This window comes from Mucilaginibacter endophyticus (assembly GCF_003351025.1).
Taxonomy (GTDB): Bacteria; Bacteroidota; Bacteroidia; order Sphingobacteriales; family Sphingobacteriaceae; genus Mucilaginibacter; species Mucilaginibacter endophyticus.
This window is the reverse complement of the sequence record NZ_QPCG01000004.1, coordinates 131243-154197: the sequence shown is the minus strand read 5'-3', so window position 1 is coordinate 154197 and position 22955 is coordinate 131243. Positions and strand designations below refer to the sequence as shown.

The window sequence follows — 22955 nt, the reverse complement described above, 5'->3', positions numbered from 1 at the left end:
ATATTTGCATAAACATTAAAAGAAATATCAAAATATGTTAACCATAGGACAAAAATTCCCCGAATTTTCTAAAACAGCAGTAGTAAGCCTTGAAAAAGGTAAAGAGTTTGAAACCCTTACTTCTGAGTATTTAACCAACGATGATAACGTTTGGACTGTAATGTTCTGGTGGCCAAAAGACTTTACTTTTGTTTGCCCTACTGAGATCGCTGAATTCAACAAAAACTTTGGCGAATTCCGCGACCGTGAAACCCGTTTGATCGGTGCTTCTACCGACTCTGAGTTTGTTCACGCTGCCTGGAGAAGAGATCACGACGATTTGCGTGACTTGAAATTCCCTATGCTTGCTGATACTTCAAAATCATTAGCTGAAGATCTGGGTATTTTAGAGCCAACTGAAAAAATTGCTTACCGTGCTACTTTCATCGTTGATCCACAAGGTATCATCCGTTGGGTATCAGTTAACGACCTGAGCGTTGGCCGTAACGTGAAAGAAGTATTACGTGTACTTGATGGTTTACAAACTGACGAGCTTTGCCCTTGCAACTGGGAAAAAGGTCAGGAAACTTTAACTGTATAATCGTATAACAGATAATTGTCCCCGTACTGTATTTCGGTGCGGGGATTTTTTACACCCTTTTTTAAGCTGAAGATCAATAGTTAAAAACCTAAGGCAGAAGCTGTTTTGATGTAGAGACGCGTCACATGCGTCTCTCCCGAAGGACAAGCAACTTTATTTAGCGATATTGATTTTCATGCAGGAGACGCAATTATGCGTCTCTACAATAAAAAAATAACCCCGAAAAACATGAACGAAAGTACCGAAGTGATCCAGGAGATACTGCAAAGTATTGGATTAGATATTAATTACCGCACCGCAAGCCTTACACTATTAGAAACAGGCGATTCACGCTACCTGCGCGATCTGAAATTGAATTTTACCAGCACCCTTACCTCAGCACATTTAACCAATAAAGAGTGCGCCCTGCTTGGTTTGGCTACTGCTGTAAATAACAATAACTTACCGCTTACCAACTTCTTTACCAAATACGCTAAAGACAACGAAGCCACCGATGCCGAAATTGGCGAAGCTGTTGGTTGCGCTTCATTACTGGCATCAAACAACGTGTTTTACCGTTTCAGGCACTTTACTCAAAAAGAAAAGTATACCCAGATCCCGGCACGGATCCGAATGCAGCTTATGATGAAACCTGTTACCGGTAAAGAATTTTTTGAATTGGCCAGTTTAGCGGTATCTGCAATTAACGGTTGCGAAATGTGCGTGAACGCTCACGAAGATTCATTGATTAAATTAGGCGCTACCGAAGAGCGTATTTTTGATGCCGTGCGTATAGCATCGTTAATAACAGCTACCGGGAAAGTTATATTTTAACAAGCTTAACTTGTTTTAAAAGTAAAAAAGGCATGAAACAATAAAATTTCATGCCTTTTTCATAAATAGTATTTTATTGCCCAATAAAATTTGCGTTTATTAATTAAAAACCAGTAAATTTATACCTTAAGATTAAACAAACCCTGGTCGCGATATTTAAATATGTTGTTTATGCAGGGGGAGTAACTTAAATTTTAATTGTTAATTTTTTTTGGGGAAAGCCGTTCCGGTAATAGTGGAACGGCTTTTATCGTTTTAGTGCGAATCCGCAACGGCTTTGAGCTTCTTGAACGGCTGCAAATAAAGCAGTGGTATCGAAAATAGCATCACCAATCCCGAAATCCAGTAAGCGTCATCATAAGTTAGCAACAGCGTTTGCCTTGTAACCATGCCCTCAATGGCCTGATAAGCCATGTGGGTAGCGTCAATCATTGATTTACCTTTGGCCATGAAGCCCTGGGTAAGCATATTCAAACGGTCGTTAAAAGGGGTGTTGTACTGGTTGATGTTTACCAACAAGTTACTACGGTGCACACCCTGACGAATGTGGATGAGTGTTGTTAGTGTTGCAATACCAAACGAACCACCTAACTGGCGCATCATGTTGTTCAAGCCAGATCCCTGGCCCAGTTCAGGGCCTTTCAAATCGGCCATGGCCAGTGTGGTAAGTGGCACGAATAATAAGGCCATACCTACACCACGGATCAATAGAGGTACTAATACATCTTTTTCGCCTGTAGCAAGCGTTGAGCCACTCAGCATGTGTGTGAATACATAAAACAGGAACATGCCCGCTGTAGCCATAAATTGGGCCGGTATGCCTTTGTTAAGCATCTTACCTATAAATGGCATCATCACAATGGTACACAAACCACCCGGAAACAATAGCTCACCGGTTTGCTGGGCATTAAACCCAAGCAGGTTTTGACAAAATACCGGGAACACAAACACCGATCCGTACAAACCAAACCCGAGAATGAAGGAGGTAAACATCCCCACAGCAAAACTTCGGTGCCGGAGGATACTGAAATTCACAATCGGGTGCTCCGTGCTCATCTCTCGCCAAATAAACAATATGGTGCCCAATACAGCTGATATAGTTAATATCAGGATATATGGTTTTGCAAACCAGTCTTCGCTTTCGCCTTTTTCAAGTACGGTTTGTAAGCTGCCCACCGCAATGGCCAGCAGGATGATACCCCACCAGTCAACAGGTTTACCTTTGGCATCCTTGGGCGTTTCCCTAACAAAGGTGTATGTACAAAATGCCGCTAATGCGCCTACCGGGATGTTCACATAAAAGATCCATGGCCATGAGTAGTTTTCAACAATCCAGCCGCCAATAGTAGGGCCTACTGTTGGGCCTACAACCGCTCCCAAACCAAATAACGCGGTTGCAGTACCTATTTGCTCACGAGGCCAGGTTTCAAGCAATATAGCCTGGGCGGTTGAAATTAAACCGCCACCAGCTATACCCTGTAATATCCTGAACAATACCAGTTCATCCATACTGTGCGCGTTACCACATAAAAATGATACGATGGTAAACACGATGATAGATGCCATGAAATAGTTTTTACGCCCAAAACGGCCGCCCAGCCATCCTGACATGGGCAATATGATCACGTTTGCTACCGCATAGCCGGTTACTACCCAGGCCACATCCTCAAGGGTTGCGCCAAGGTTACCCTGTATGTGAGGCAGTGCTACGTTAACGATAGTGGTATCAATCAGCTCCAGTAGCGAAGCTGTGATCACCGTAATAGTGATGATCCACTTTTTAAAGCCAGTTTCAGCCATAATATTATTCTTTAATTACTGATACGTTTACGCTCATACCAGGGCGTAATTTTGCAAGCTCTTCTTTAGTGCCGTTAATTTTGATTTTTACAGGCACACGTTGTACAACTTTTACGAAGTTACCGGTAGCGTTATCCGGAGGAAGCAGGGAGAATTTAGCACCTGTAGCAGGTGAAAAATTGTAAACCTGGCCTTCCAGTTTCATATCAGGATAAGCGTCAACTTCAATCTCCACTTTTAAACCGTTTTTGATGTTGGTAAGCTGAGTTTCTTTGTAGTTGGCAGTAATGTAAAGGCTGTTGTCATTCACAATTGAGAACAAAGTTTGACCAGCCTGTACCAGCTGACCTAACTGTACATTCTTTTTAGATGCTAAACCACTTGCAGGTGATTTAACTAAAGTATAGCTCAATTGTAGTTTTGCATAGTCAATATCAACCTGCCTTTGTGACACGCCTGTGTGGGTAACTGCTAACTGGCTGCGGGTAGTACCAATTTGCTCAACAGCAGCTTTGTACTGGTCCTGTGATGCTTTGTAGTTAGCTTTAGCAACATCAAGATCGGCTTTGGCCTGGTCAAATTGTTGTTGAGTTACTGATCCGTCTTTTACCAGGTTGGCATAACGGTCGTAATCTTTTTGTACTTTCTCTAAGTGGGCAGCGTTTGATGCAACCTGAGCTTTAGCGCCAGCAGAATTTGCTTCGTTAGCGAAGATCTGTGACTGGTTTACATTGATACCAGCGCTTGCGCCAACTTGTGCAGCCTGAGCCTGCTCTAATTTTACTTTATAGTCGCGGTCGTCAATTTTAACCAACGGCTGACCAACGTTTACGTGGGTATTTTCTTCAAAATAAATTGAATCAACATATCCGCCAACGCGGGCAACTACAGGGCTGATATCGCCGTCAATCTGCGCATCATCAGTATCAATGTGTTTGCTGAAGTAGATGTATTCTTTTATACCGAAAATTACGCCGCCAATAAGTACAATGCCTAATATGATGGGGATAACTTTGTTTTTCTTTTTCGGTTGTTCCGGTGTTTCTTGTTCCTTTGCCATTTTATTTAAAAGGTTTGGTATTGTTATTTGTTGATTTTTCCTGTTGATTTTTGTAGAGTATAGTAAGCCAGACCAGCATCGGCTTTAGCCAATTCTAAGTTGATCTGTGCCTGGTAAAGCAATGTTTCCGCGTCGGCCCTGTCTGTAGCTGAGGCTATATTGCTTTTGTATTTTGATTCGAGGATCTTGTTGTTTTCACCTGCCTGATCAATAGCTGTTTGTAAAAGTTTGATTTTTTCAAGGGCCTGGGTATAGCTCTGGTAGCTTTGGTTAACCTCGTCTTTTACACGGTCGGTAGTGATACTTTTGTTGATATCAACCTGCTGGCTCTGAATCTGGGCTTCTTTTACCTTGTTTTTGTTTGTCCACAATGAGCTGAAGTTCCATGACAGTGTTAAGCCGGCCGATAGTGGAGTGATGAAGTTACCGCTTTTAGGGATAGGATTGGCGTTAACATCAACATAATAACCTGCAACTGAAGCGCCTAAAGTTGGCAATTCATTAGCTTTAATGCTTTTGATATTGGTTTCGGCAACACGGCTGCGTAGCGCGAATTGTTTAAACTCAGGGCGAACAGCCATTGCTGTATCAAGGTAAGCAGTAAGCGGAGCTACCTGCCTGTCGGCTTCGGTAATCTGGTCGATATTTAACTGTGTACCTTCAGGTAAACCTAACAATACGTTAAGGTTGTAGTTAATGATACGACGGTTAGTTTCCAGGTCTACACCGTTAACTTCAATGTTTGAGCGTTGTAATTGAAAACGCAATACATCGTTTTTAGTTACCAGGCCCTGTTCAAAAAAGCGTTGTGCCTGTTTAATCTGACCATCAACAGTGGTTAAGTTTTGTGCTACTACTTTTTTGCTTTGCAATACTTTGTACAGATTGTAATATGAGCTGATGATGTCGTAAACAATCTGGTCTTTATCATTCTCTATATCCAAACGGGCTACCTGTGTAAGCAAGTCGGTTGACTGACGGGCATATTTCAATTTACCGCCTGCAAATATGGTTTGGTTTAAAGTAAGGATGCCAAGGTAAGCATCAGCGCGGTTAGGCAGATTAAAGCTTTCAGAACCTAAAGCAAGCCTGTTGGCCGGAATTTCGGCGTGGTTGTAACCATAGCTTACTTTACCTGTTGGCAGGGCTTCATCTTTAGCCTGGTTGTATTCAGAAATAGCCTGCTCAACCTTTGAGTTTGATAGTTTTAGCGTTTTGCTGTTTTCAAGGCCAAGTTTAATAGCCTCATCAAGTGTTAGTGTCCTGTCTTGCGCGCTGGCTACAAAAGGCAGGCTTAAAACTATGAGGGCGATACTGCCACGCAAAATGGGCCGTAACACCTGCTTTAATAGTTTAAGGTGATTGGTTTTGTTATTTGGAGTTGTCATGTTCATTAACTAAATAAGCTTTTAAAAGTCTTTTCATGTATGTTTTAACGCGTGGTTTCAGTTCATTTTCCATAAACTTTTCATCACGAATATCATGTCCCAGTATTAATGATGATAGCTGCGGCATGTTAACGATATAATTTTTTGTACCGAATAGGGTGGCAATTACAAGAGGCACATCAACATCCTTATAAAACAGGCCGTTGTTTACGCCCTCTTCCATAATTCTTTTTACCTCGTACACATTTACCATTAATATTTCGATGATCTTATCGGTAAGATCACCACGTTTGTTCATGGATACTTCTCTGTTTATAAGCTTTTGAAAACAGTTATTGGCAATAATGCGCTCAACGTAATTGTCAATGCATTTATCCAGTTTATCCCAGGCGTTCATGCTTTCATCGCTGCCAATATTTTGCAGCAGGGTGCGGAACGAATCGATTTTACGCTTAAAAACTGCCAGGAAAAGCCCTTCTTTTGATCCAAAATAGTAATTGAGCATAGCCATGTTTACACCGGCTTCGCCCGATATGGTACGGGTGGAGGCACCGTCATAACCAAGATCCGCGAACACCTTTTCGGCTACGTCGAGGATATGGTCTTTTTTATCTATTTTATCTTTTTCCATTGTTTTAACGGCACAAAATTAATCAAACGATTGATTAAGCGTATCGGATTGAAGCAGAAAAAGTTAATCAGTTGATTAAGATTACCATCGAATGACAGATTTGTTTGACATGGCTTAAGAAAATTATAAAAATTAAAAGTGTTTGTTGAAACATTTAATAACTATGGCCAAAAATCTTAACAGATTGATGCTCATAGTAATGGTTTTGTTATATTGTTGATACAGCAAATGCAGAATATTTATCTTTCAATATATTTGTTGCTATGAAGCGTATCTACCTCATTGCATTATTGCTGTTTGCAACTGTTTTATCAAATGCCCAAACCAATCCGCCAACTGATCTTGGCACTATTCAGCAAAATTTAAAAAAGCTTGATGTGCTGGGCAGCGTGCTGTATGTGGCGGCACACCCGGATGATGAAAATACCCGCTTGCTTGCTTACCTGGCGCAGGAAAAACATTATCGCACCGGGTATTTGTCGCTTACCCGTGGAGATGGCGGCCAAAACCTGATAGGCAATGAGCAAAGCGAACTACTTGGATTGATCCGTACGCAGGAACTGCTGGCAGCCCGAAGGGTTGATGGCGCCGAACAGTTTTTTACACGCGCTAATGATTTTGGTTTTTCAAAAGGACCGGAAGAGACGCTGAAGATCTGGGATAAAGAAAAAGTATTGGGCGATGTTGTTTGGGTGATCCGCAAGTTTAGGCCAGATGTGATTATTTGCCGTTTCCCTACAACCGGCGAAGGTGGCCATGGTCATCATACTTCATCGGCAATATTGGCGCAGGAGGCTTTTACTGCTGCTGCTGATCCCAACCGTTATCCCGAACAATTAAAATATGTAAAACCATGGCAGGCCAAACGCCTCATGTGGAACACTTTCAATTTTGGTAGCACAAATACTACCGCCGCCGATCAGTTTAAGATAGACGTTGGCGTTTACAATACTACCCTGGGCAAAAGCTACGGCGAAATAGCTGCCGAAAGCCGTAGCAACCACAAAACCCAAGGCTTCGGTTCGGCTAAACAACGCGGCGAATCATTCGAATTTTTCAAAACTATTTTAGGTGATGCACCCCAGGAAGACCTGATGGATGGTGTTAACACAACCTGGAAACGCGTTAAGGACGGTGATGCCATTGCTGCTCTTGTAAATGTTATCAGGCGAAACTTTATAAGCGAGGCTCCCGAAAAATCATTGCCGGCCCTGGTTCAGCTTTTAATGAAGGTTGAGAAAGTTCCGGATACTTACTGGCGCGAACAGAAAACTAAAGAACTGAATAACCTGATTGCTACCTGTGCCGGTTTGTGGTTTGAAGCTTACGCTACCGAACCAACTTACTCGCTTGGTGATAAAATAAATATACGTGCGCAGGTGATTAACCGTTTTAATTATCGTGTTAAAATAAATAGCATTGAGGCTAACGACAGCTCGTTAGCGTTGCAAAGCAAAGAGCTGCCGTTTAATCAGGTGCAAACTTTTGAAACCACTGCAGCGGCATCTGCCTTAACGCAGCCTTACTGGTTAGCAGCACCGCACCCCGTTGGCGTTTATACGCTGCCAGATAATACGCTTGCAGGTAACCCCGAAAATCCTGATCTGCCAAAAGTTACATTCCAATTTATCGTAGAAGGCAAGCCTATTAATATAGATCGCCGGATTATTTATAAATATGTAGATCCGGTTAGGGGAGAGGTATATCAGCCTATAGAAATTACCCCACCGGTTACAGCAAACATCGATAACAAGGATTATATCTTCAGCACACAACAAGCGCAAACGGTGTTGCTGAACCTGAAAAGCTTTGCCAAAGCAAATGGAAGCATTAGCCTTAAACCGGTTGCTGGTTTTAAAATAAGTCCGGAGAAGATTGATTTCACCAATAAAGATAAAAATGACGAATGGTCGGTAGCGTTTACTGTAAAACCTACGGATAACAAGCAAAAAGTAGCAGAACTGGAAGCCGTTGTTAATGCCAATGGAAAACCGTTTTCGCTTAGCCTTCGCCGCATCAGGTACGATCACGTGCCGGCAATTACTTTATTTCCGCCCGCTCAAACTAAACTCGTTTACCTCGACCTGAAAGCCAACGGTAAAAAGATAGGTTACATTGTCGGAGCCGGCGATCAAATGCCGGAAGCTTTACGCCAGGTAGGTTACGAAGTGCATTTACTTACCGAAAATGAAGTGATGAACGGTGATTTATCGGTATACGATGCCATCGTAACCGGGGTTCGGGCCTACAACGTGAATGAGCGCCTTGCTTATCAGCAACCTAAATTATTGGAATATGTAAAAAACGGCGGCAACCTGGTGGTGCAGTACAATAACAACAATGGTATTGTGGTAAAACAAATAGGTCCTTATCCGTTCACTGTAGTAAACAGAAGGGTTACCGATGAAAACGCCGAAATATCCATATTAGATCAGCAGAACCCGGTACTGAACTATCCTAATAAAATAACTAATGATGATTTCAACGGTTGGATCCAGGAACGTGGATTATACTATGTAACCAACATCGATCCGCAGTATAAGCCTATTCTGCAAATGCATGACAAAGGCGAAGAACCGCTTAACGGATCATTAATTGTTGGCGATTACGGCAAAGGCAGGTTTGTGTACACCTCGCTGGCATTTTTCAGAGAATTGCCTGCTGGTGTACCCGGAGCATACAGGTTGTTCATCAACTTACTGAGCAAGCCAAAGCCATCAACAGGAACAAATTGATATGTTATTTAATTAATAATGTTCTTCCATTATGTCATTGCGAGGAGGAACGACGAAGCAATCGCACGGAAGCATAGCCGCTCTGTATAGCATGCGATTGCTTCGTGCCTCGCAATGACGTAGTTGTTTTAAACATTCATAATCCTTTTACAAAATAAACAGTTGGTAAAATTCAATTAATCACCTATTTTTGCCGCAATCATATTCATAACATCATGGGACACCATAAAGAAGAAAAAGAAAACTTTGATTTCATATACTACCTGGTTGGATTAGTGACCGGCTTATTCGTTGGTTTTATTATCGATAAAGGCTTTACCTGGATTTTTGTAGGTGGTGTTTTAGGCTTGTTAACTGCTGCTGCATATATCGCCGTGTTAGTTCGTGGCCGTAATGAAGAGGCCTGATCCTGACCTCCCTTCATTTATAAAAAATTGGAACCAGTTTTACGGCATTGTTGCCGCATGGCTGGTTTTTTTAGTTTTAATATTCTGGCTCATTACCAAATTTTTTGAATGAGTTTAATCGACTGGATTGTTTTAGGGCTCACCATATTCTCTATAGTGCTGTATGGCATATGGAAAAGTGGCAGCAATAAAAATATCGACCAGTTTTTGATGGGCAACCGCTCCTTGCCCTGGTACCATGTAGGGCTATCGGTAATGGCCACGCAGGCCAGTGCTATCACATTTCTTTCGGCACCGGGACAGGCTTACTCTGATGGGATGCGTTTTGTGCAGTTCTACTTCGGGCTGCCGCTGGCCATGATTGTGCTTTGCATCACCTTTGTTCCCATTTTTCACCGACTCAAAGTTTACACGGCCTACGAATTCCTGGAACAGCGTTTTGATCTGAAAACCCGCGCGCTTACCTCATTTTTGTTTTTGGTGCAGCGGGGCCTTTCAACCGGGGTTACTATTTACGCGCCATCCATTATCCTTTCAACCATATTAAACATCAACACCGTTTATACCACGCTTTTTATAGGCGGCCTGGTGATCATTTATACAGTGTATGGCGGAAGCAAGGCCGTATCGTATACGCAACTGCTGCAAATGAGCATCATTTTTATGGGCATGTTTTTGGCGGGCATATTGGTGGTTTACCTGCTGCCGGGTAATGTGAGCTTCATGAGCTCGCTGAAAATGGCCGGTAAAATGGGCCGGATGAACGTAATAGACTGGAAATTTGACCCGGATAACCGTTATACTATCTGGAGCGGATTAATTGGTGGTTTCTTTTTACAACTCTCTTACTTCGGTACCGACCAAAGCCAGGTAGGGCGTTATTTAACCGGAAGTTCGGTAGGGCAAAGCCGTCTTGGACTGATCATGAATGGACTGATCAAGATCCCGATGCAATTCCTGATCCTATTGATAGGCGTGCTGGTATTCACGTTTTACCAGTTTAACCGCCCGCCAATGTTTTTTAATCAGTACGAGGTTAAGCAAATTCAAAAAAGCAATTACGCTACACAATACAATTATCTTGATCAGCAATACACCCAGGCTTTTGAGCAAAAGAAAACCAAGGCCGATGAGCTGATCAAGGCCATCGACAGTAAAAACGAAGACCGCATTAACCAGGCGCAGGGCCAGCTAAAGGTAGCCGATATGCAGGCCCATAGCATCAGGCAAAATGCGATTGAGCTGATGAAGAAAAATAATCCCAAGGCCGATGATAATGATACCAATTATGTGTTCCTGACTTTTGTAACGCAGTACCTGCCTAAAGGATTGATCGGCTTGCTGATGGCCATTATTTTCCTGGCATCTATGGGCTCAACCGCAAGTGCTTTAAACTCGCTGGCTTCTACAAGTGTGGTTGATATTTATAAGCGTATTATTAATCCGAATGCCACAGACCAGATTTATCTAAACGCATCTCGACTGGCTACCGTATTTTGGGGAGTAGTTTGCATAGGTATGGCCTTGTACGCCAGTAGGATCGGTAATCTGCTGGAAGCGGTAAACCAATTGGGTTCCTATATTTACGGAACCATTCTTGGTGTATTCATTGTAGCTTTTTATCTCAAGAAGATAAAAGGTACCGCTGTATTTATAGCCGCTATTATAACCGAAGCATTGATCTGCCTTATGGGGTATTATAATGTAATTGCCTATTTGTGGCTTAATGCTATCGGCGCTCTTCTGCTCATCATTATCGCATGGATTATTAGTGTGATGGTACCTGGTCCTTCAGCTAAGAAGGCTAATTAAAGCCTTAGAGCTCGCTAAGAGTTTAAGCTTTCCCATAAAACCTAAATGTGCACCAAACAAGATTTGGAAAGCATGTTTACAGCTACGAGACTCCTATGGAGTCAACTATTTCTTTAAATTTTGTCTACAAACACGTGGCCTCTCCGAGGCCGGATGGCACGGCAGGCTCGTTGGTTATAAAATATTATTGAGCCCCATCGGAGCTACATGTTTATAGCTCTAAAGGGTAATAGTCTATCAAAAGACATTCAGAGGGGTTTAAGAGTGTGGGCTGTGCGATTCCCTCCCTTGGGAGGGTGTAGTGAGGGGTTTCATCGACAGGCTTATTCACTAAATGGCGTATAAACCCCTCCCTGCCTACTCGCGATCCTAGCGCACCCCTCCCAAGGGAGGGAATTGTCAATTCATGGGCTATTACTCTCTAAAGGGAGGGGCATAATTCTCGGCACCGTAGGTGCCACGTTCCAATTAAGTTGGATACCTTAAGTTAACTCAAATCTAAGAAAGGACATGTGATTCAATAAAAAAGGGCCATTCCCTAAAGAAAATGACCCTTCAATATTTTAAAGTCCTCCCCTTTGGGGAGGGTTGGGAGGGGTTTACTGCTTAGCCTGATCCAGTGCTTCCTGGTTCAAACGGGCGTATTCTTCATCTTTATCGGCGTTAGCTAAGGCTATGCCGGCTTCGGCAGCGGCAATGGCTCCGGCTTTATCGCCTTTGCGTAACAATAAGCGGGATTCCCATAGTTTGTACCACGGACCTTTTGGCTCAATTTTTTCGGCCTCGTAAACCCAGCCTAATGCCTTATCAACATCTTTATGGTTTTCGTAATAATACTGGATGGCGTTGAAATAATATGGTTTACGATCGCCTTTCATCAGCTCGTCAATATTGGCTGTGATTTTGGCGTCGTCGTCGGTTTCCATGTGGATATAGGCCGCGGTTTTGTCCCAAACCAAAACCATATCGGTTGATTTGGTGGTTGAATTAACAAAGGCCATGGTAAAGGTTTCGCGTTTTTCGCTTACGCGGATAGGTTTTACAGTAAAACGCAGAAAATCCTGGTCTTGCTTGTAACTGTAAGCACCCCATTGTTTTACTGTTTTATTAAGGATGATGGTCCATTCGTTTTTATTGGGGATACTGAATAACGAATAAGTACCGGCAGGTACGGGATTACCTTCAATAATAACTTTCTCGCTAAAGGTGATTACAGTTGCGGCATTGGCTCCGGTGCGCCAAACTTCGCCGTAAGGGATGATGCCACCAAATATTTTGCGGTCTTTAACATTTGGACGGGAGTAAGTAACGGTTACTTTTCCTAATCCGAAATCCTGGATAATGGTTTGGGTTGAGCTTGCTTCAGGTATGCGGGGAATCTGAGCGTATGATTTTGAACTGAAACAACAGCACGCTATCAGCATACTGAACAGGAGTACGTAAGTTTTTTTCATGATTATAGTTTTCGAATCTAAGATACCAAATGTTTTAATGCGGATATTATTGTGTATGACGTAAAAATATTTTCAAGGTTTAGAAGCCTCATCATAAATACACGACAAATGGATGGAACGTTTCCGCAAGGCCAAAATTACCAGCGCTTTATTACCTTTGCACCCATGATTGACGTTATATTAAAAAAGGGCAAAGAAAAAGCCGTACTGCAAAGGCATCCCTGGGTATTTTCGGGAGCGATTGAAAAAGTAAAGGGCAAGCCAGCCAATGGCGATGTGGTACGCCTGGTAAATACACAAGGCGAATTTATGGCCTATGGCTTTTATAACGATCAGTCGAGGGTTACTTTGCGCCTGCTGGAGTGGAACAAAGATGTGCAGGTAAATGAAGCCTGGTTTCGCGAAAAAGTAGCTACAGCGGTTAAAAGTAGGGATAGCATACTGGCTAACGGCACCAATACCTGTCGGCTCATTTTTAGTGAATCTGATTATTTACCGGGACTTATTGTTGATAAGTACGCCGGCCATTTAGCGGTACAAGTACTTACCTCAGGTATTCAAAATATGATGCCTGTTATTATCGACGAGCTAAAAAAGCTGCTTAACCCCGAAAGTATTTCTGATAAAAGCGATAATGCTTCCCGTGCTCACGAGGGTTTGGCCGAAGCGGAGAATAAAGTACTTGCAGGCAGTCCGCCGCCTGAACTGGTAGAGGTTTTGGAGAATAATGTAGTTTATGGCATCAATATCACCGAAGGTCAGAAATCAGGCTTCTATTGCGATCAGCGTGATAACCGCCATGTTTTGGCCGCGCATGCGAAGGATAAAAAAGTGCTGGATTGCTTTTGCTATACCGGCGGCTTTACGCTGAATAGCCTCAAAGAAGGCGCGGCATCGGTAACCAGTGTGGATAGCTCAGCTTTGGCCATTGAAACTTTAGCGGAGAATATCAGACTGAATAAATTGGATGCAACCAAACATACAGCCATTAAATCCGACGTGAATGCACAGTTGCGTAAATTCAGGGATGAGGGCGAAAAGTTTGACGTAATCGTACTCGATCCGCCCAAATACGCGCCATCGCGCTCGGCACTCACCCGGGCGTCGCGGGCTTATAAAGATTTAAACCGTTTAGGGATGCTGCTGCTTAACGAGGGTGGCTTGCTGGCTACCTATTCCTGCTCGGGAGCTATGGATATGGAAACCTTTAAACAGGTAATAGCCTGGGCCGCGCTTGATGCGGGTAAACAGGTTCAATTCATTTACCAGTTTCATCAGCCGGAAGACCATCCGGTACGTGCTTCCTTCCCCGAAGGTGAATACCTGAAGGGCTTGCTTTGCCGGGTGTTTTAGCCCCTAACCTCCTCAAGGGGGAACGTTAGCCGAAGGCCTGTTTTGCGTAGCAAAACAGGCCTTCGGCGTTTAATGCATATTGATGCTAAGACGCAGTTCCACCCCACAGTTGTTGAGTAGATAAAAATCATGTCATTGCGAGGAGCGGAACTGGATTGAGCGCAGGCGCGACGTGGCAATCGCATACTATACAGAGCGGCTATGCTCCCGTGCGATTGCTTCGTTCCTCGCAATGACATGTTTTTTACATGCCTCGTTAAGAACCACCGCAAGGCATGCTATCGCTAAACCTGCGGTAGTTTTTTGTTATTAACCTTCTATCCCCTTAAAAAAGCGGTTAATTTTTGCGCGGTTAATAAAATTTTAGCCGAATTAACCCCTTTTTTAACCCTTGTTTTAATACCACCCGCCATATCATTGTCACGCCAAATGGAAAACATGATAAAAATTAAGCGGGTTTAACCATCCCTGTTTAATGGTTTTTGCTTCCCTTTTTGGCAAGAGTTATAAACCCATTAACCAATTATTTATGTACGAAAATTTTACCAATTATGATGGATGCCATCGCATCCGTTATCGTGCTAAAATTAAAGGGATGCTTCAATGCTGCATAACCGCCCTTTTATTTTTAGCCATGTGTACTTCGGCTTTTGCTCAGGGCAGCAAAATAACCGGTGTAGTAAATGATGAGAAGGGCCAGCCGTTACCCGGTGTAAGCGTTAAGCTAAAGGGTACGCCTAATGGCACAACTACTAATGTAAATGGCCAGTTTAACATCAGCGCCGAACCCAGCCAAACTTTAGTGTTTAGTTTTCTGGGTTACGTGCCGCAGGAAGTAGGTGTTGGCAACCAAAAAACCATCAGCATCAAAATGCAGCCTAACGCCACTAACATGAACGAGGTGGTTGTGGTAGCTTATGGTGTGCAGAAAAAAGCGTCGGTTACAGGCTCCATCGCCTCAGTTACCAACAGCGAGATAGTAACTACCAAAAACGAGAACGTATTGAACATGCTTGCCGGTAAAGTTGCCGGTGTGCGGGTTACCCAAAACACATCAGAGCCGGGCTCTTTCAGCAATGCTTTTGATATCCGCGGTTTTGGTGCGCCATTGGTAGTTATTGACGGGGTGCCCCGCGATAACATTTCAAGGCTGGATCCAAACGATATCGAAAGTATTTCGGTATTGAAGGATGCATCGGCAGCGGTTTACGGTGTACGTGCCGCTAACGGTGTAGTTATCGTAACTACCAAAAAAGGTAAAAAAGGAACCGTTGACCTTAATTATTCGGGTACTTATGGCTGGCAGGTTCCTGCATACATGCCAAAACCTGTTGGCGCGGTTGATTTCATGACCTTAGTGAACGAACAGCTTTTGCATAACGTAAATGGCGGGCAGGTAAAATATACCGATGCCGATTTTCAGGCCTACACCAGTGGCGCAAAGAAAAGCACCGATTGGTATAGCGCGGTGTTTGGTAAAAGCGCCCCTCAGCAACAGCATAACTTAAATGCAAGCGGCGGCAGCGATAATACCAGCTATTTCATTAGTATGGGTATCACCGATCAGGATGGTTTTTTCAAAAGCGGCGATTTGAACTATAAAAAGTATAACCTTCGCTCAAACATCACCACAAAAATTAACAAAAACCTTACTGTTGATGTAAACCTGAGCGGTACCCTTGAACAAAAGAACCAGCCTTACCAGGATGCCTGGTGGATCATCCGTTCATTCTGGAGGCAAGTACCTACACAAGGTATTTATGCCAATGATAATCCGTCATATTTAAACAACGGGCAGGTTGATGGTTCAAACCCTGTTGCTATGGCCGATGCAAGTGTAGATGGCTACAAGCAAATCGCTAATAAATGGCTACAGTCTTCGGTATCTGCTACTTATACAGTGCCGTTTGTTCCGGGTTTAAGCGCTAAGGGCTTGTATAACTATGATTATTACTTTTCAAGCAATAAGCTTTATCAAAGAGCATATAATCAATACAATTATGATGCAAACTCCAATACCTATCAGCCTATAGCCAACCAATCGCCAAGTGCTGTTACAAGGCAGTTTTACGAAAAGCCAAACACGCTGATGCAGTTGTCGTTGAACTACAACAAATCATTCGGCGGACATAATATTAGTGCATTAGCGCTTTATGAAGAAGGCGAGCAAAAAGGCGACAACTTTAATGCCATGCGTCAGCTTTCGTTACCTATTGATCAGCTGGCGGCTGGTAATTCACTTAACCAAACCGCCACCGTAGATGCCAACTGGCCGTTTGATTATGTAACCCGCTCTGTTGTTGGTCGTGTTAACTATGATTATAAATCAAAGTACCTGGTTGAGTTCAGTTTCAGGGATGATGCCAATTCTAAAAACTCACCAATTAAAAGGTGGGGCTTTTTCCCGGGAGCATCAGCAGGATGGAGAGTTTCGCAGGAAAATTTCTGGAAAAACACGTCGGCTCTTTCTTTTATCGACGATCTGAAGATCCGCCTTTCATATGCCAAGTTAGGTGATGACAGCGGCACTTATGGTTATAACTACCTTTCGGGATATTTATATCCTGCCCAGGGCGGTAACAATACCACTACTCCCGGCTCTGTGTTTGACGGCACTTTTGTTTCAGGAGCACAAAACAAAGGCATCGCCAACCCTTACATATTCTGGAACGTTTCAAAAACCTACAACGCGGGTATCGATCTTGCGGCGTGGCATGGTTTGCTTGGTGTAACTGTGGACGTATTCAGACGTAACCGCAGTGGCCTGCCAGATACCAGGGCTGATAATTTGCCCGGAGCTGTTGGTGTAGGCTTACCGCAGGAAAACCTGAACTCTGACCGTACCGATGGTTTTGATATCGAACTTAACCACCGTAACCATATAGGCGAATTTAATTATCTGATCAAGGGTACATTTGGTTATACCCGTTCAAAATGGATCTATAAAATACATTCGGCCTATGGAAACTCACAGTTAAACTGGCATAATAATAATGACAACCGTTACAATAACATATTCTGGGGATATGGAGCAAACGGTCAGTTCCAAAACTACCAGCAGATCCTGAACAGCCCGCAATACGTATCGCGTAATGCTGTTGTTGGTGATTATATCCTTCAGGACTGGAATGGTGACGGCGTGATCAACGATCAGGACGTACACCCTATTGCCCAAAACGTAAGTAACAACAACTACAGCACGCCGGCAACAACTTTTGGTTTAACATTAGGCGGCTCGTACAAAGGCTTTGATTTTAGCGCGGTATTACAAGGTGCGGCGGGTATCAACGTATCATACATAGAGCAACTTAACATTCCCTTATGGGGCGGTGGCAGTGCTTTGGGTATGTTTATGGACAGGTATCACCCAACCGATCCTAAGGCAGATCCTTATAATCCTAATACCGTTTGGACCCCGGGTACTTTCGCCCTTACAGGTACAACAGCAAATACCAATTCATTATCAAACATTCACAGTGCTGCTTATGTGAGGCTAAAATCAGCTGAGCTTGGCTACAGCATCCCGGCTGGCGCGGCGAAAAAGGCAGGTATTAAAGGTGCCAGGATCTTTGTAAACGGTTATAATATGTTAACAGTAACCGGTTTAAAATATCTTGATCCCGAGCACCCATCGGCCAACTACGGTTATTTATACCCGCTTGATAAGATATTCTCGCTTGGCGTAAATGTTAAACTTTAATCAATTACTCAGATCATGAAAAAATACTCATATATGATATTGGCTTTTTTACTATGCTGGACATCGGCATGTAAAAAGCTGGATACCTTGCCACCTAACATCATTACCGACCAGGACGTTTTTTCAAACAGTGCCGGTATCCAGGCTTATATGGCCAGGATGTATGCCGAGCTGCCTCTTGAAGATTTCAGGTATTCACCTGCCCGTGGTCTTAACTTTTTCTGGATCATAGCGCCTGTTAGTGCTACTACCGGCGAAGCGCTGAGCCGCGATCAAAATGGTTCGATGCAGGAAAACCTGACTTTTGATGATAGGCCAACCACCTGGAGCCTTTGTTACAAAACCATCAGGGACGCTAATTATTTTGCAGAAAATCTACCTAAATATGCCAGTAACTACACTCCAGATCAGGTTAATGCCTGGTTAGGCGAAGCCCGCTTTATCCGCGCGGTTACTTACTTTGCTTTAGTAAAACGTTATGGTGGAGTACCGCTTGTTGATAAGGTACTGAACTATCCTGAACAAAGTATTGCTGAATTAAGGATCCCGCGTTCATCTGAAGAAAAGATTTATGACCTGATAAGCAGCGATCTGGATTATGCTTATACAAACCTGCCTGCAAGCAATCAGGTGAGCCGTGCCAACAAATATGCGGCTGCCGGTTTCAAATCAAGGGCTATGCTTTACGCAGGTACTGTAGCTAAATATAACAATATCTCGTTGGTTGATGGCAGCGGCAACAGGCTTTGCGGTATCCCTGCGGCAAAAGCGGTTACCTACTTTAAAGCAGCGTATGACGCGGCGGCTTTATTAGATGGCAAATACAGCCTATACAAAAAATCATGGGCTGCTGGCGATAAAAACGCGCAATATCAAAACTATGTTAACATGTTTTTTGATGCCTCAAGCCCAGAAAACATATTTGTGCGCCAATACCACTATCCGGAATCTGTACATGGTTATGATGCCTATAATGTGCCCCGCCAGTTAATGGGTGCAAACGGTTATTCATCTGAAGTTAACCCTTCCCTGAATTTTGTGGAGATGTTTGACGGCATCCCTAAAAATGCCGATGGCACTATCAAAACTACTACCAACGGTAAATATGATTTGTACACCAACACTATGGATTTGTTTGCCAATGCCGAGCCAAGGTTAAGGGCAACTGTAGTTTTACCGGGTGATATTATGAAAGGTATAAGCATTGAGATCCGTCGTGGTATTTATACCGGCCCTACGGCAGGTGGTATCAGCCCGCTTTTACCTGCAGGTTCAACGGCTCAATATCCAACCGCAAACATTGTTCAGTCAGCTAATGCCAGCCAAACTCCCTACAAATTGCCAAACGGTACAACCATGAACCCTGCCGGTTTAAGTGGTTTCTTTACAGGCGATGGTACATGTTCGGTTTCAGGTTTCTCGGTTCGTAAATACATTGTACCCGATAAGCCTACATCTGAAGTATTGGAAAACCGTTCTGATCAAACCTGGATTGAATTGCGTTATGCCGAAGTATTACTTAACCGTGCTGAAGCGGCGGTAGAGCTGAACTCGCTTGGCCAGTCAGATAAGAGCTATGTTCAGGATGCCTTTACCCAGATCAACCAGATCCGTGAGCGCGCCGGTGCTGATCTTTTAGCAGGAACTACCGATGTGAATATAGATGTAGTGCGCAAAGAGCGTAAAAAAGAGCTTGGTTTTGAGAATAAACAATATTGGGATATGCGCCGCTGGAGGGTAGCCGACAAGGAGCAGAATAGTACTATCTATCGTACGCTGATGCCTTTCTATTCGGCTAATGATGGCAAGTACTTTTTTGACGCCCGTTTAGATGAGCGTAACTCTCGCTATACTTTTGACGTGCGCTGGTACTATGAGCAGATACCTGATGGCGAGATTCAGAAAAGCCAGAATTTAATTCAAAATCCGGGTTATTAATTTTAAGAGAGAGATGAAAAAACTATTTTATAGCATAGCATTAAGTGTATTGGTTGCCGCGGGCAGCTCATGCAAAAAGGTTGATAATTATGCAGCTCCCAATGTTACCTTAAAGGGTACGGTAACTGATGCCGGTACGGGCAAAAGTCTGCAAACAGAGCAGGGATCAGGTACCCGTATCAAATTGTTGGAGATAAGCTGGAGCGCCACACCAACACCGTTTTATATATCTTCATACCAGGATGGTACTTACCAAAACACCAAACTGTTTGCGGGTAAAAACGTAATTTCGGCAGAGGGTGCTTTTGTGCCATTGGTGCAGGTTGATAACACCGGAAAAACCATTGTTGATAAAAGCCAGACGGTTGATGTTAAAGACGTAACCACCGTAAACTTTTCGGTTGAGCCGTTTTTAAGGATAGAATGGGTGGGCGATCCTGTGTTAAACGCAGATGGCACTATTACTACCAGCTTTAAAATTACCCGTGGTACTGCCGATGCTAATTTTCAGCAAAACGTGAGTGACGTAGCTGTATTTATTAACTCAAACAACTACGTAGGCAATAACAACTACGATAACCGTTATACGCCTAAATTGAGCGGTAACGATGCAAATAATACCATCGGAAAAACGGTTAGCCTTACTACGCTTGGCGGCGCGCTGCCAGGTAAAAGGAGCTATTTTGTACGTGTAGGTGCAAGGATTTCTTATGGTCTTAATTATTACAACTATACCGACGTTAAAGAGGTAAAGGTTCCGTAAAAAATAAATAATACCTGTGTGAGGGAGGGGCCGTGGGAGTGGCTCTCTCCCAAACACAGTTTTAACAAAACACAACTATGAAAAATACGCTACTTTTTTGTTGCGGACTTGCATTTGCCGCCGGGGCTTTTGCACAGGGGACTAACCCGAAACCGGCATCGCTGAAAGAGAAAACAGCATTCCAAACCAGCAGCCCGTGGAGGCCTGAGATTGATGTGCGCTCGGATATTGCCATTGTTTATGGCACCAACGATCACCCCAACATGACCTTTGAGCAACGCGTTAAATCATGGCGCGACCGTGGTTACGATGTAAACTTCATGACAGGTATTGCCTGGGGCGATTACAAAGATTACTTTTTGGGTAAATGGGATGGCAAGAACCACCTTGGTGTAGGGCAGGTAACACAAAAAGGAGATACCATTTTTCACGGTAAGGATATGCCTTATGTGTGTCCGGATGATTCGTTTATCGAATACATGAAAACCGCCGTGGTAAAAAGGGTGATTGACGTTGGTATCACCAATATTTTTTTAGAAGAACCGGAGTTTTGGGCCCGTGCGGGTTACAGTGCAGGTTTCAAAGAGCAATGGCAAAAATATTATGGCTTCCCCTGGAAAGCACAGGATGCATCTGCTGAAAATACTTACTTATCAAACAAGCTAAAATATAACCTGTATTATGAAACTATAAAACAGGTATCATCATACGCCAAAGAGTACGGCAAAAGCAAGGGCATGAAAATTAAAGTGTTCATCGCAACGCATTCGCTGGTAAATTACTCATCATGGCAAATTGTAAGCCCAGAGGCAAGTCTGGCATCATTACCTGGTATCGATGGTTATATTGCACAGGTATGGACAGGAACCTCACGTGAGCCTACTTATTTTAACGGCGAAAGAAAAGAACGGGTATTCGAAAACGCGTTTCTGGAATATGGTTCGGTAGTATCAATGACCGCGCCAACAGGCCGCAAAGTGTTTTTCCTTACCGACCCGATTGAAGACCGTGTGCATGACTGGAGTGATTACAAACGCAACTACCAGGCTACGTTCACTGCCAAATTGTTATATCCGATGGTTGCCGATTATGAGGTAATGCCATGGCCGGAGCGCATTTACACGCATCCGTACCCTGTATTGGGTACTAACGAAAAAACACTGATCCCGCAGTTTTATTCAACCCAGATGCAGATCATGGTGAACGCGCTGAATGATATGCCCGTTTCATCAAACAAAGTTTCCGGTGTTAATGGCATCGGTGTGCTGATGAGCAATACACTGATGTTCCAGCGGTTCCCTACGCATAACGGCTTTGAAGATCCGCAGTTCTCTAACTTTTACGGACAAACCCTGCCGCTGGTAAAACGTGGTGTTCCGGTACAAACTGTACACATGGAAAACTTAGGCTATGCGGCATCGCTAAAGAACATCAAAGTTTTGGTGATGAGCTATTCTAACATGAAGCCGGTGTCGGCCGAGGTTCATGAGCATTTGGCTGAGTGGGTTAAAAATGGTGGTGTTTTAATTTACGCCGGTCGCGATGATGATCCGTACCAATCAGTAATGGAATGGTGGGATACTAAAGGCAACAGTTTTAAAGCACCGTCAGAGCACCTGTTTAAGCTGTTAGGCATCAACCCAACCGGCGATGATCAGCGTTTTGCTGTAGGTAAAGGCGCGGTTTACGTGTTAAGGCAAAATCCGAAAGAGTATGTAATGCAGGCCGGTAATGATGATGGCTTCATCAAAACTGTAAAACAGGCTTACGAAAAAGATGCTAAGGGTGGTACCCTGCCATTTAAAAATAGCATGTACCTGGAGCGTGGCCCTTATGACGTAATTGCCGTGATGGACGAAAATGCCGATAGTAAACCATATACAGTAAAAGGCCCGGTTATCGATCTTTTCGATCCGAAGTTACCGGTATTGGCCGAAAAAACTATTAACCCGGGTGAGCAGGCTTTATTATACGTGGTAAACCGTGTGCCTAACAAAAAGCAGCCAAAAGTGCTTACGTCTGCTTCAAGGGTTTACGATGAGGCAACAACAGCCCGTAGTTACACTTTTGTAACCAAAAGCCCTATCAATACATTAAACAGCGCCCGGATTTTATTGCCGGCGCAACCAAAGGCAACAGTAGTTACCGATAATACAGGAAAAACCATTACTGATGTAAAATCCTCATGGGATAAATCATCAAACACCTTGTACCTGAGCTTCGCCAACAGCCCCGATGGTATTAAGGTGAGCATTAAATGGTAAAAGATTCTTTTTTGAGAGAGAGTTGGTTTATGCTTCCGTACATGAAATTTCATGTGCGGAAGTTTTTTGATGTTTGGTCTGTACATTCGCTCAAAAAAATTGTCCTTGTATTGAACATCGGTTATTGAGAAAAGAAAAATAGTTCCCTCCCTTGGGAGGGGTGTGTTAGGATGTGAAGTGGCAGGGAGGGGTTATATGTCTCGCTAAGCGAATATGCATACCAGTTAACCCCTCCCTACACCCTCCCGGGGGAGGGA

The 22955-nt window shown here is 43.5% G+C and carries 15 protein-coding genes; 10 read left to right on the top strand and 5 right to left on the bottom strand.

The window, feature by feature from the left end; all coding sequences use genetic code 11:
• The first annotated feature begins 34 nt into the window (after positions 1–34).
• On the top strand, positions 35–580 hold the full coding sequence (locus tag DUL71_RS17460) for a peroxiredoxin (protein WP_091172945.1): 546 nt from the start codon (positions 35–37) through the stop codon (positions 578–580).
• A gap of 228 nt (positions 581–808) precedes the next feature.
• Positions 809–1393 (top strand): carboxymuconolactone decarboxylase family protein, encoded by a 585-nt coding sequence (locus tag DUL71_RS17455; RefSeq protein WP_114939753.1) that lies wholly within the window; start codon positions 809–811, stop codon positions 1391–1393.
• Positions 1394–1648: 255 nt separating this feature from the next.
• On the opposite strand, the gene DUL71_RS17450 is transcribed toward DUL71_RS17455, so the two are convergent.
• From DUL71_RS17450 to DUL71_RS17435, 4 genes are read right to left on the bottom strand one after another with little or no spacing between them, the layout of a single operon-like run.
• On the bottom strand, positions 1649–3193 hold the full coding sequence (locus tag DUL71_RS17450; protein ID WP_114939321.1) for a DHA2 family efflux MFS transporter permease subunit: 1545 nt from the start codon (positions 3191–3193) through the stop codon (positions 1649–1651).
• 4 nt (positions 3194–3197) lie between these two features.
• The gene (locus DUL71_RS17445) at positions 3198–4253 is read right to left on the bottom strand and encodes an HlyD family secretion protein (protein ID WP_112574467.1); all 1056 of its coding nucleotides are present in this window, start codon (positions 4251–4253) and stop codon (positions 3198–3200) included.
• 23 nt (positions 4254–4276) lie between these two features.
• Entirely contained in the window at positions 4277–5641 is a 1365-nt protein-coding gene (locus DUL71_RS17440) for a TolC family protein (RefSeq protein WP_167443305.1), read from the bottom strand.
• Complete coding sequence (locus tag DUL71_RS17435) at positions 5625–6272, bottom strand: TetR/AcrR family transcriptional regulator (RefSeq protein ID WP_112574469.1); 648 nt, start codon at positions 6270–6272, stop codon at positions 5625–5627. The genes DUL71_RS17440 and DUL71_RS17435 overlap by 17 nt, the downstream gene beginning before the upstream one ends.
• Positions 6273–6535: 263 nt before the next feature.
• On the opposite strand from DUL71_RS17435, the gene DUL71_RS17430 reads away from it, so the two are divergent.
• From DUL71_RS17430 to DUL71_RS17420, 3 genes are all read left to right on the top strand, one after another.
• Complete coding sequence (locus DUL71_RS17430; RefSeq protein ID WP_114939319.1) at positions 6536–9007, top strand: PIG-L family deacetylase; 2472 nt, start codon at positions 6536–6538, stop codon at positions 9005–9007.
• Positions 9008–9222: 215 nt separating this feature from the next.
• On the top strand, positions 9223–9414 hold the full coding sequence (locus DUL71_RS17425) for a hypothetical protein (protein ID WP_112574471.1): 192 nt from the start codon (positions 9223–9225) through the stop codon (positions 9412–9414).
• Between the two features lie 108 nt (positions 9415–9522).
• Complete coding sequence (locus DUL71_RS17420; RefSeq protein WP_114939318.1) at positions 9523–11226, top strand: sodium:solute symporter family protein; 1704 nt, start codon at positions 9523–9525, stop codon at positions 11224–11226.
• Between the two features lie 599 nt (positions 11227–11825).
• Here the strand turns inward: DUL71_RS17420 and DUL71_RS17415 are convergent.
• On the bottom strand, positions 11826–12680 hold the full coding sequence (locus tag DUL71_RS17415) for a DUF2911 domain-containing protein (RefSeq protein ID WP_112575697.1): 855 nt from the start codon (positions 12678–12680) through the stop codon (positions 11826–11828).
• 165 nt (positions 12681–12845) lie between these two features.
• Between DUL71_RS17415 and DUL71_RS17410 the strand changes: the two genes are divergently transcribed.
• The 5 genes from DUL71_RS17410 to DUL71_RS17390 all read left to right on the top strand — a co-directional run bounded on the left by DUL71_RS17410 (position 12846) and on the right by DUL71_RS17390 (position 22698).
• Entirely contained in the window at positions 12846–14033 is a 1188-nt protein-coding gene (locus DUL71_RS17410) for a class I SAM-dependent rRNA methyltransferase (protein WP_114939752.1), read from the top strand.
• Between the two features lie 529 nt (positions 14034–14562).
• Positions 14563–17733 carry a SusC/RagA family TonB-linked outer membrane protein gene (locus tag DUL71_RS17405; RefSeq protein WP_161964459.1) on the top strand — a complete coding sequence of 1057 codons (3171 nt, stop codon included), beginning with the start codon at positions 14563–14565 and terminating at the stop codon, positions 17731–17733.
• A gap of 15 nt (positions 17734–17748) precedes the next feature.
• Complete coding sequence (locus DUL71_RS17400) at positions 17749–19671, top strand: RagB/SusD family nutrient uptake outer membrane protein (protein ID WP_114939316.1); 1923 nt, start codon at positions 17749–17751, stop codon at positions 19669–19671.
• A gap of 13 nt (positions 19672–19684) precedes the next feature.
• Complete coding sequence (locus tag DUL71_RS17395; RefSeq protein ID WP_114939315.1) at positions 19685–20434, top strand: DUF3823 domain-containing protein; 750 nt, start codon at positions 19685–19687, stop codon at positions 20432–20434.
• Between the two features lie 77 nt (positions 20435–20511).
• Positions 20512–22698, top strand: a complete 2187-nt coding sequence (locus DUL71_RS17390; RefSeq protein WP_114939314.1) for a hypothetical protein — start codon at positions 20512–20514, stop codon at positions 22696–22698.
• The last annotated feature ends 257 nt before the right edge of the window (positions 22699–22955 follow it).

What these genes read in the sequence shown, in the direction of transcription:
- DUL71_RS17460 (WP_091172945.1), top strand. Translation starts at nt 35, where the DNA reads ATGTTAACCATAGGACAAAAATTCCCCGAATTTTCTAAAACAGCAGTA.
- DUL71_RS17455 (WP_114939753.1), top strand. Translation starts at nt 809, where the DNA reads ATGAACGAAAGTACCGAAGTGATCCAGGAGATACTGCAAAGTATTGGA.
- DUL71_RS17450 (WP_114939321.1), bottom strand. Translation starts at nt 3,193, where the DNA reads ATGGCTGAAACTGGCTTTAAAAAGTGGATCATCACTATTACGGTGATC.
- DUL71_RS17445 (WP_112574467.1), bottom strand. Translation starts at nt 4,253, where the DNA reads ATGGCAAAGGAACAAGAAACACCGGAACAACCGAAAAAGAAAAACAAA.
- DUL71_RS17440 (WP_167443305.1), bottom strand. Translation starts at nt 5,641, where the DNA reads ATGACAACTCCAAATAACAAAACCAATCACCTTAAACTATTAAAGCAG.
- DUL71_RS17435 (WP_112574469.1), bottom strand. Translation starts at nt 6,272, where the DNA reads ATGGAAAAAGATAAAATAGATAAAAAAGACCATATCCTCGACGTAGCC.
- DUL71_RS17430 (WP_114939319.1), top strand. Translation starts at nt 6,536, where the DNA reads ATGAAGCGTATCTACCTCATTGCATTATTGCTGTTTGCAACTGTTTTA.
- DUL71_RS17425 (WP_112574471.1), top strand. Translation starts at nt 9,223, where the DNA reads ATGGGACACCATAAAGAAGAAAAAGAAAACTTTGATTTCATATACTAC.
- DUL71_RS17420 (WP_114939318.1), top strand. Translation starts at nt 9,523, where the DNA reads ATGAGTTTAATCGACTGGATTGTTTTAGGGCTCACCATATTCTCTATA.
- DUL71_RS17415 (WP_112575697.1), bottom strand. Translation starts at nt 12,680, where the DNA reads ATGAAAAAAACTTACGTACTCCTGTTCAGTATGCTGATAGCGTGCTGT.
- DUL71_RS17410 (WP_114939752.1), top strand. Translation starts at nt 12,846, where the DNA reads ATGATTGACGTTATATTAAAAAAGGGCAAAGAAAAAGCCGTACTGCAA.
- DUL71_RS17405 (WP_161964459.1), top strand. Translation starts at nt 14,563, where the DNA reads ATGTACGAAAATTTTACCAATTATGATGGATGCCATCGCATCCGTTAT.
- DUL71_RS17400 (WP_114939316.1), top strand. Translation starts at nt 17,749, where the DNA reads ATGAAAAAATACTCATATATGATATTGGCTTTTTTACTATGCTGGACA.
- DUL71_RS17395 (WP_114939315.1), top strand. Translation starts at nt 19,685, where the DNA reads ATGAAAAAACTATTTTATAGCATAGCATTAAGTGTATTGGTTGCCGCG.
- DUL71_RS17390 (WP_114939314.1), top strand. Translation starts at nt 20,512, where the DNA reads ATGAAAAATACGCTACTTTTTTGTTGCGGACTTGCATTTGCCGCCGGG.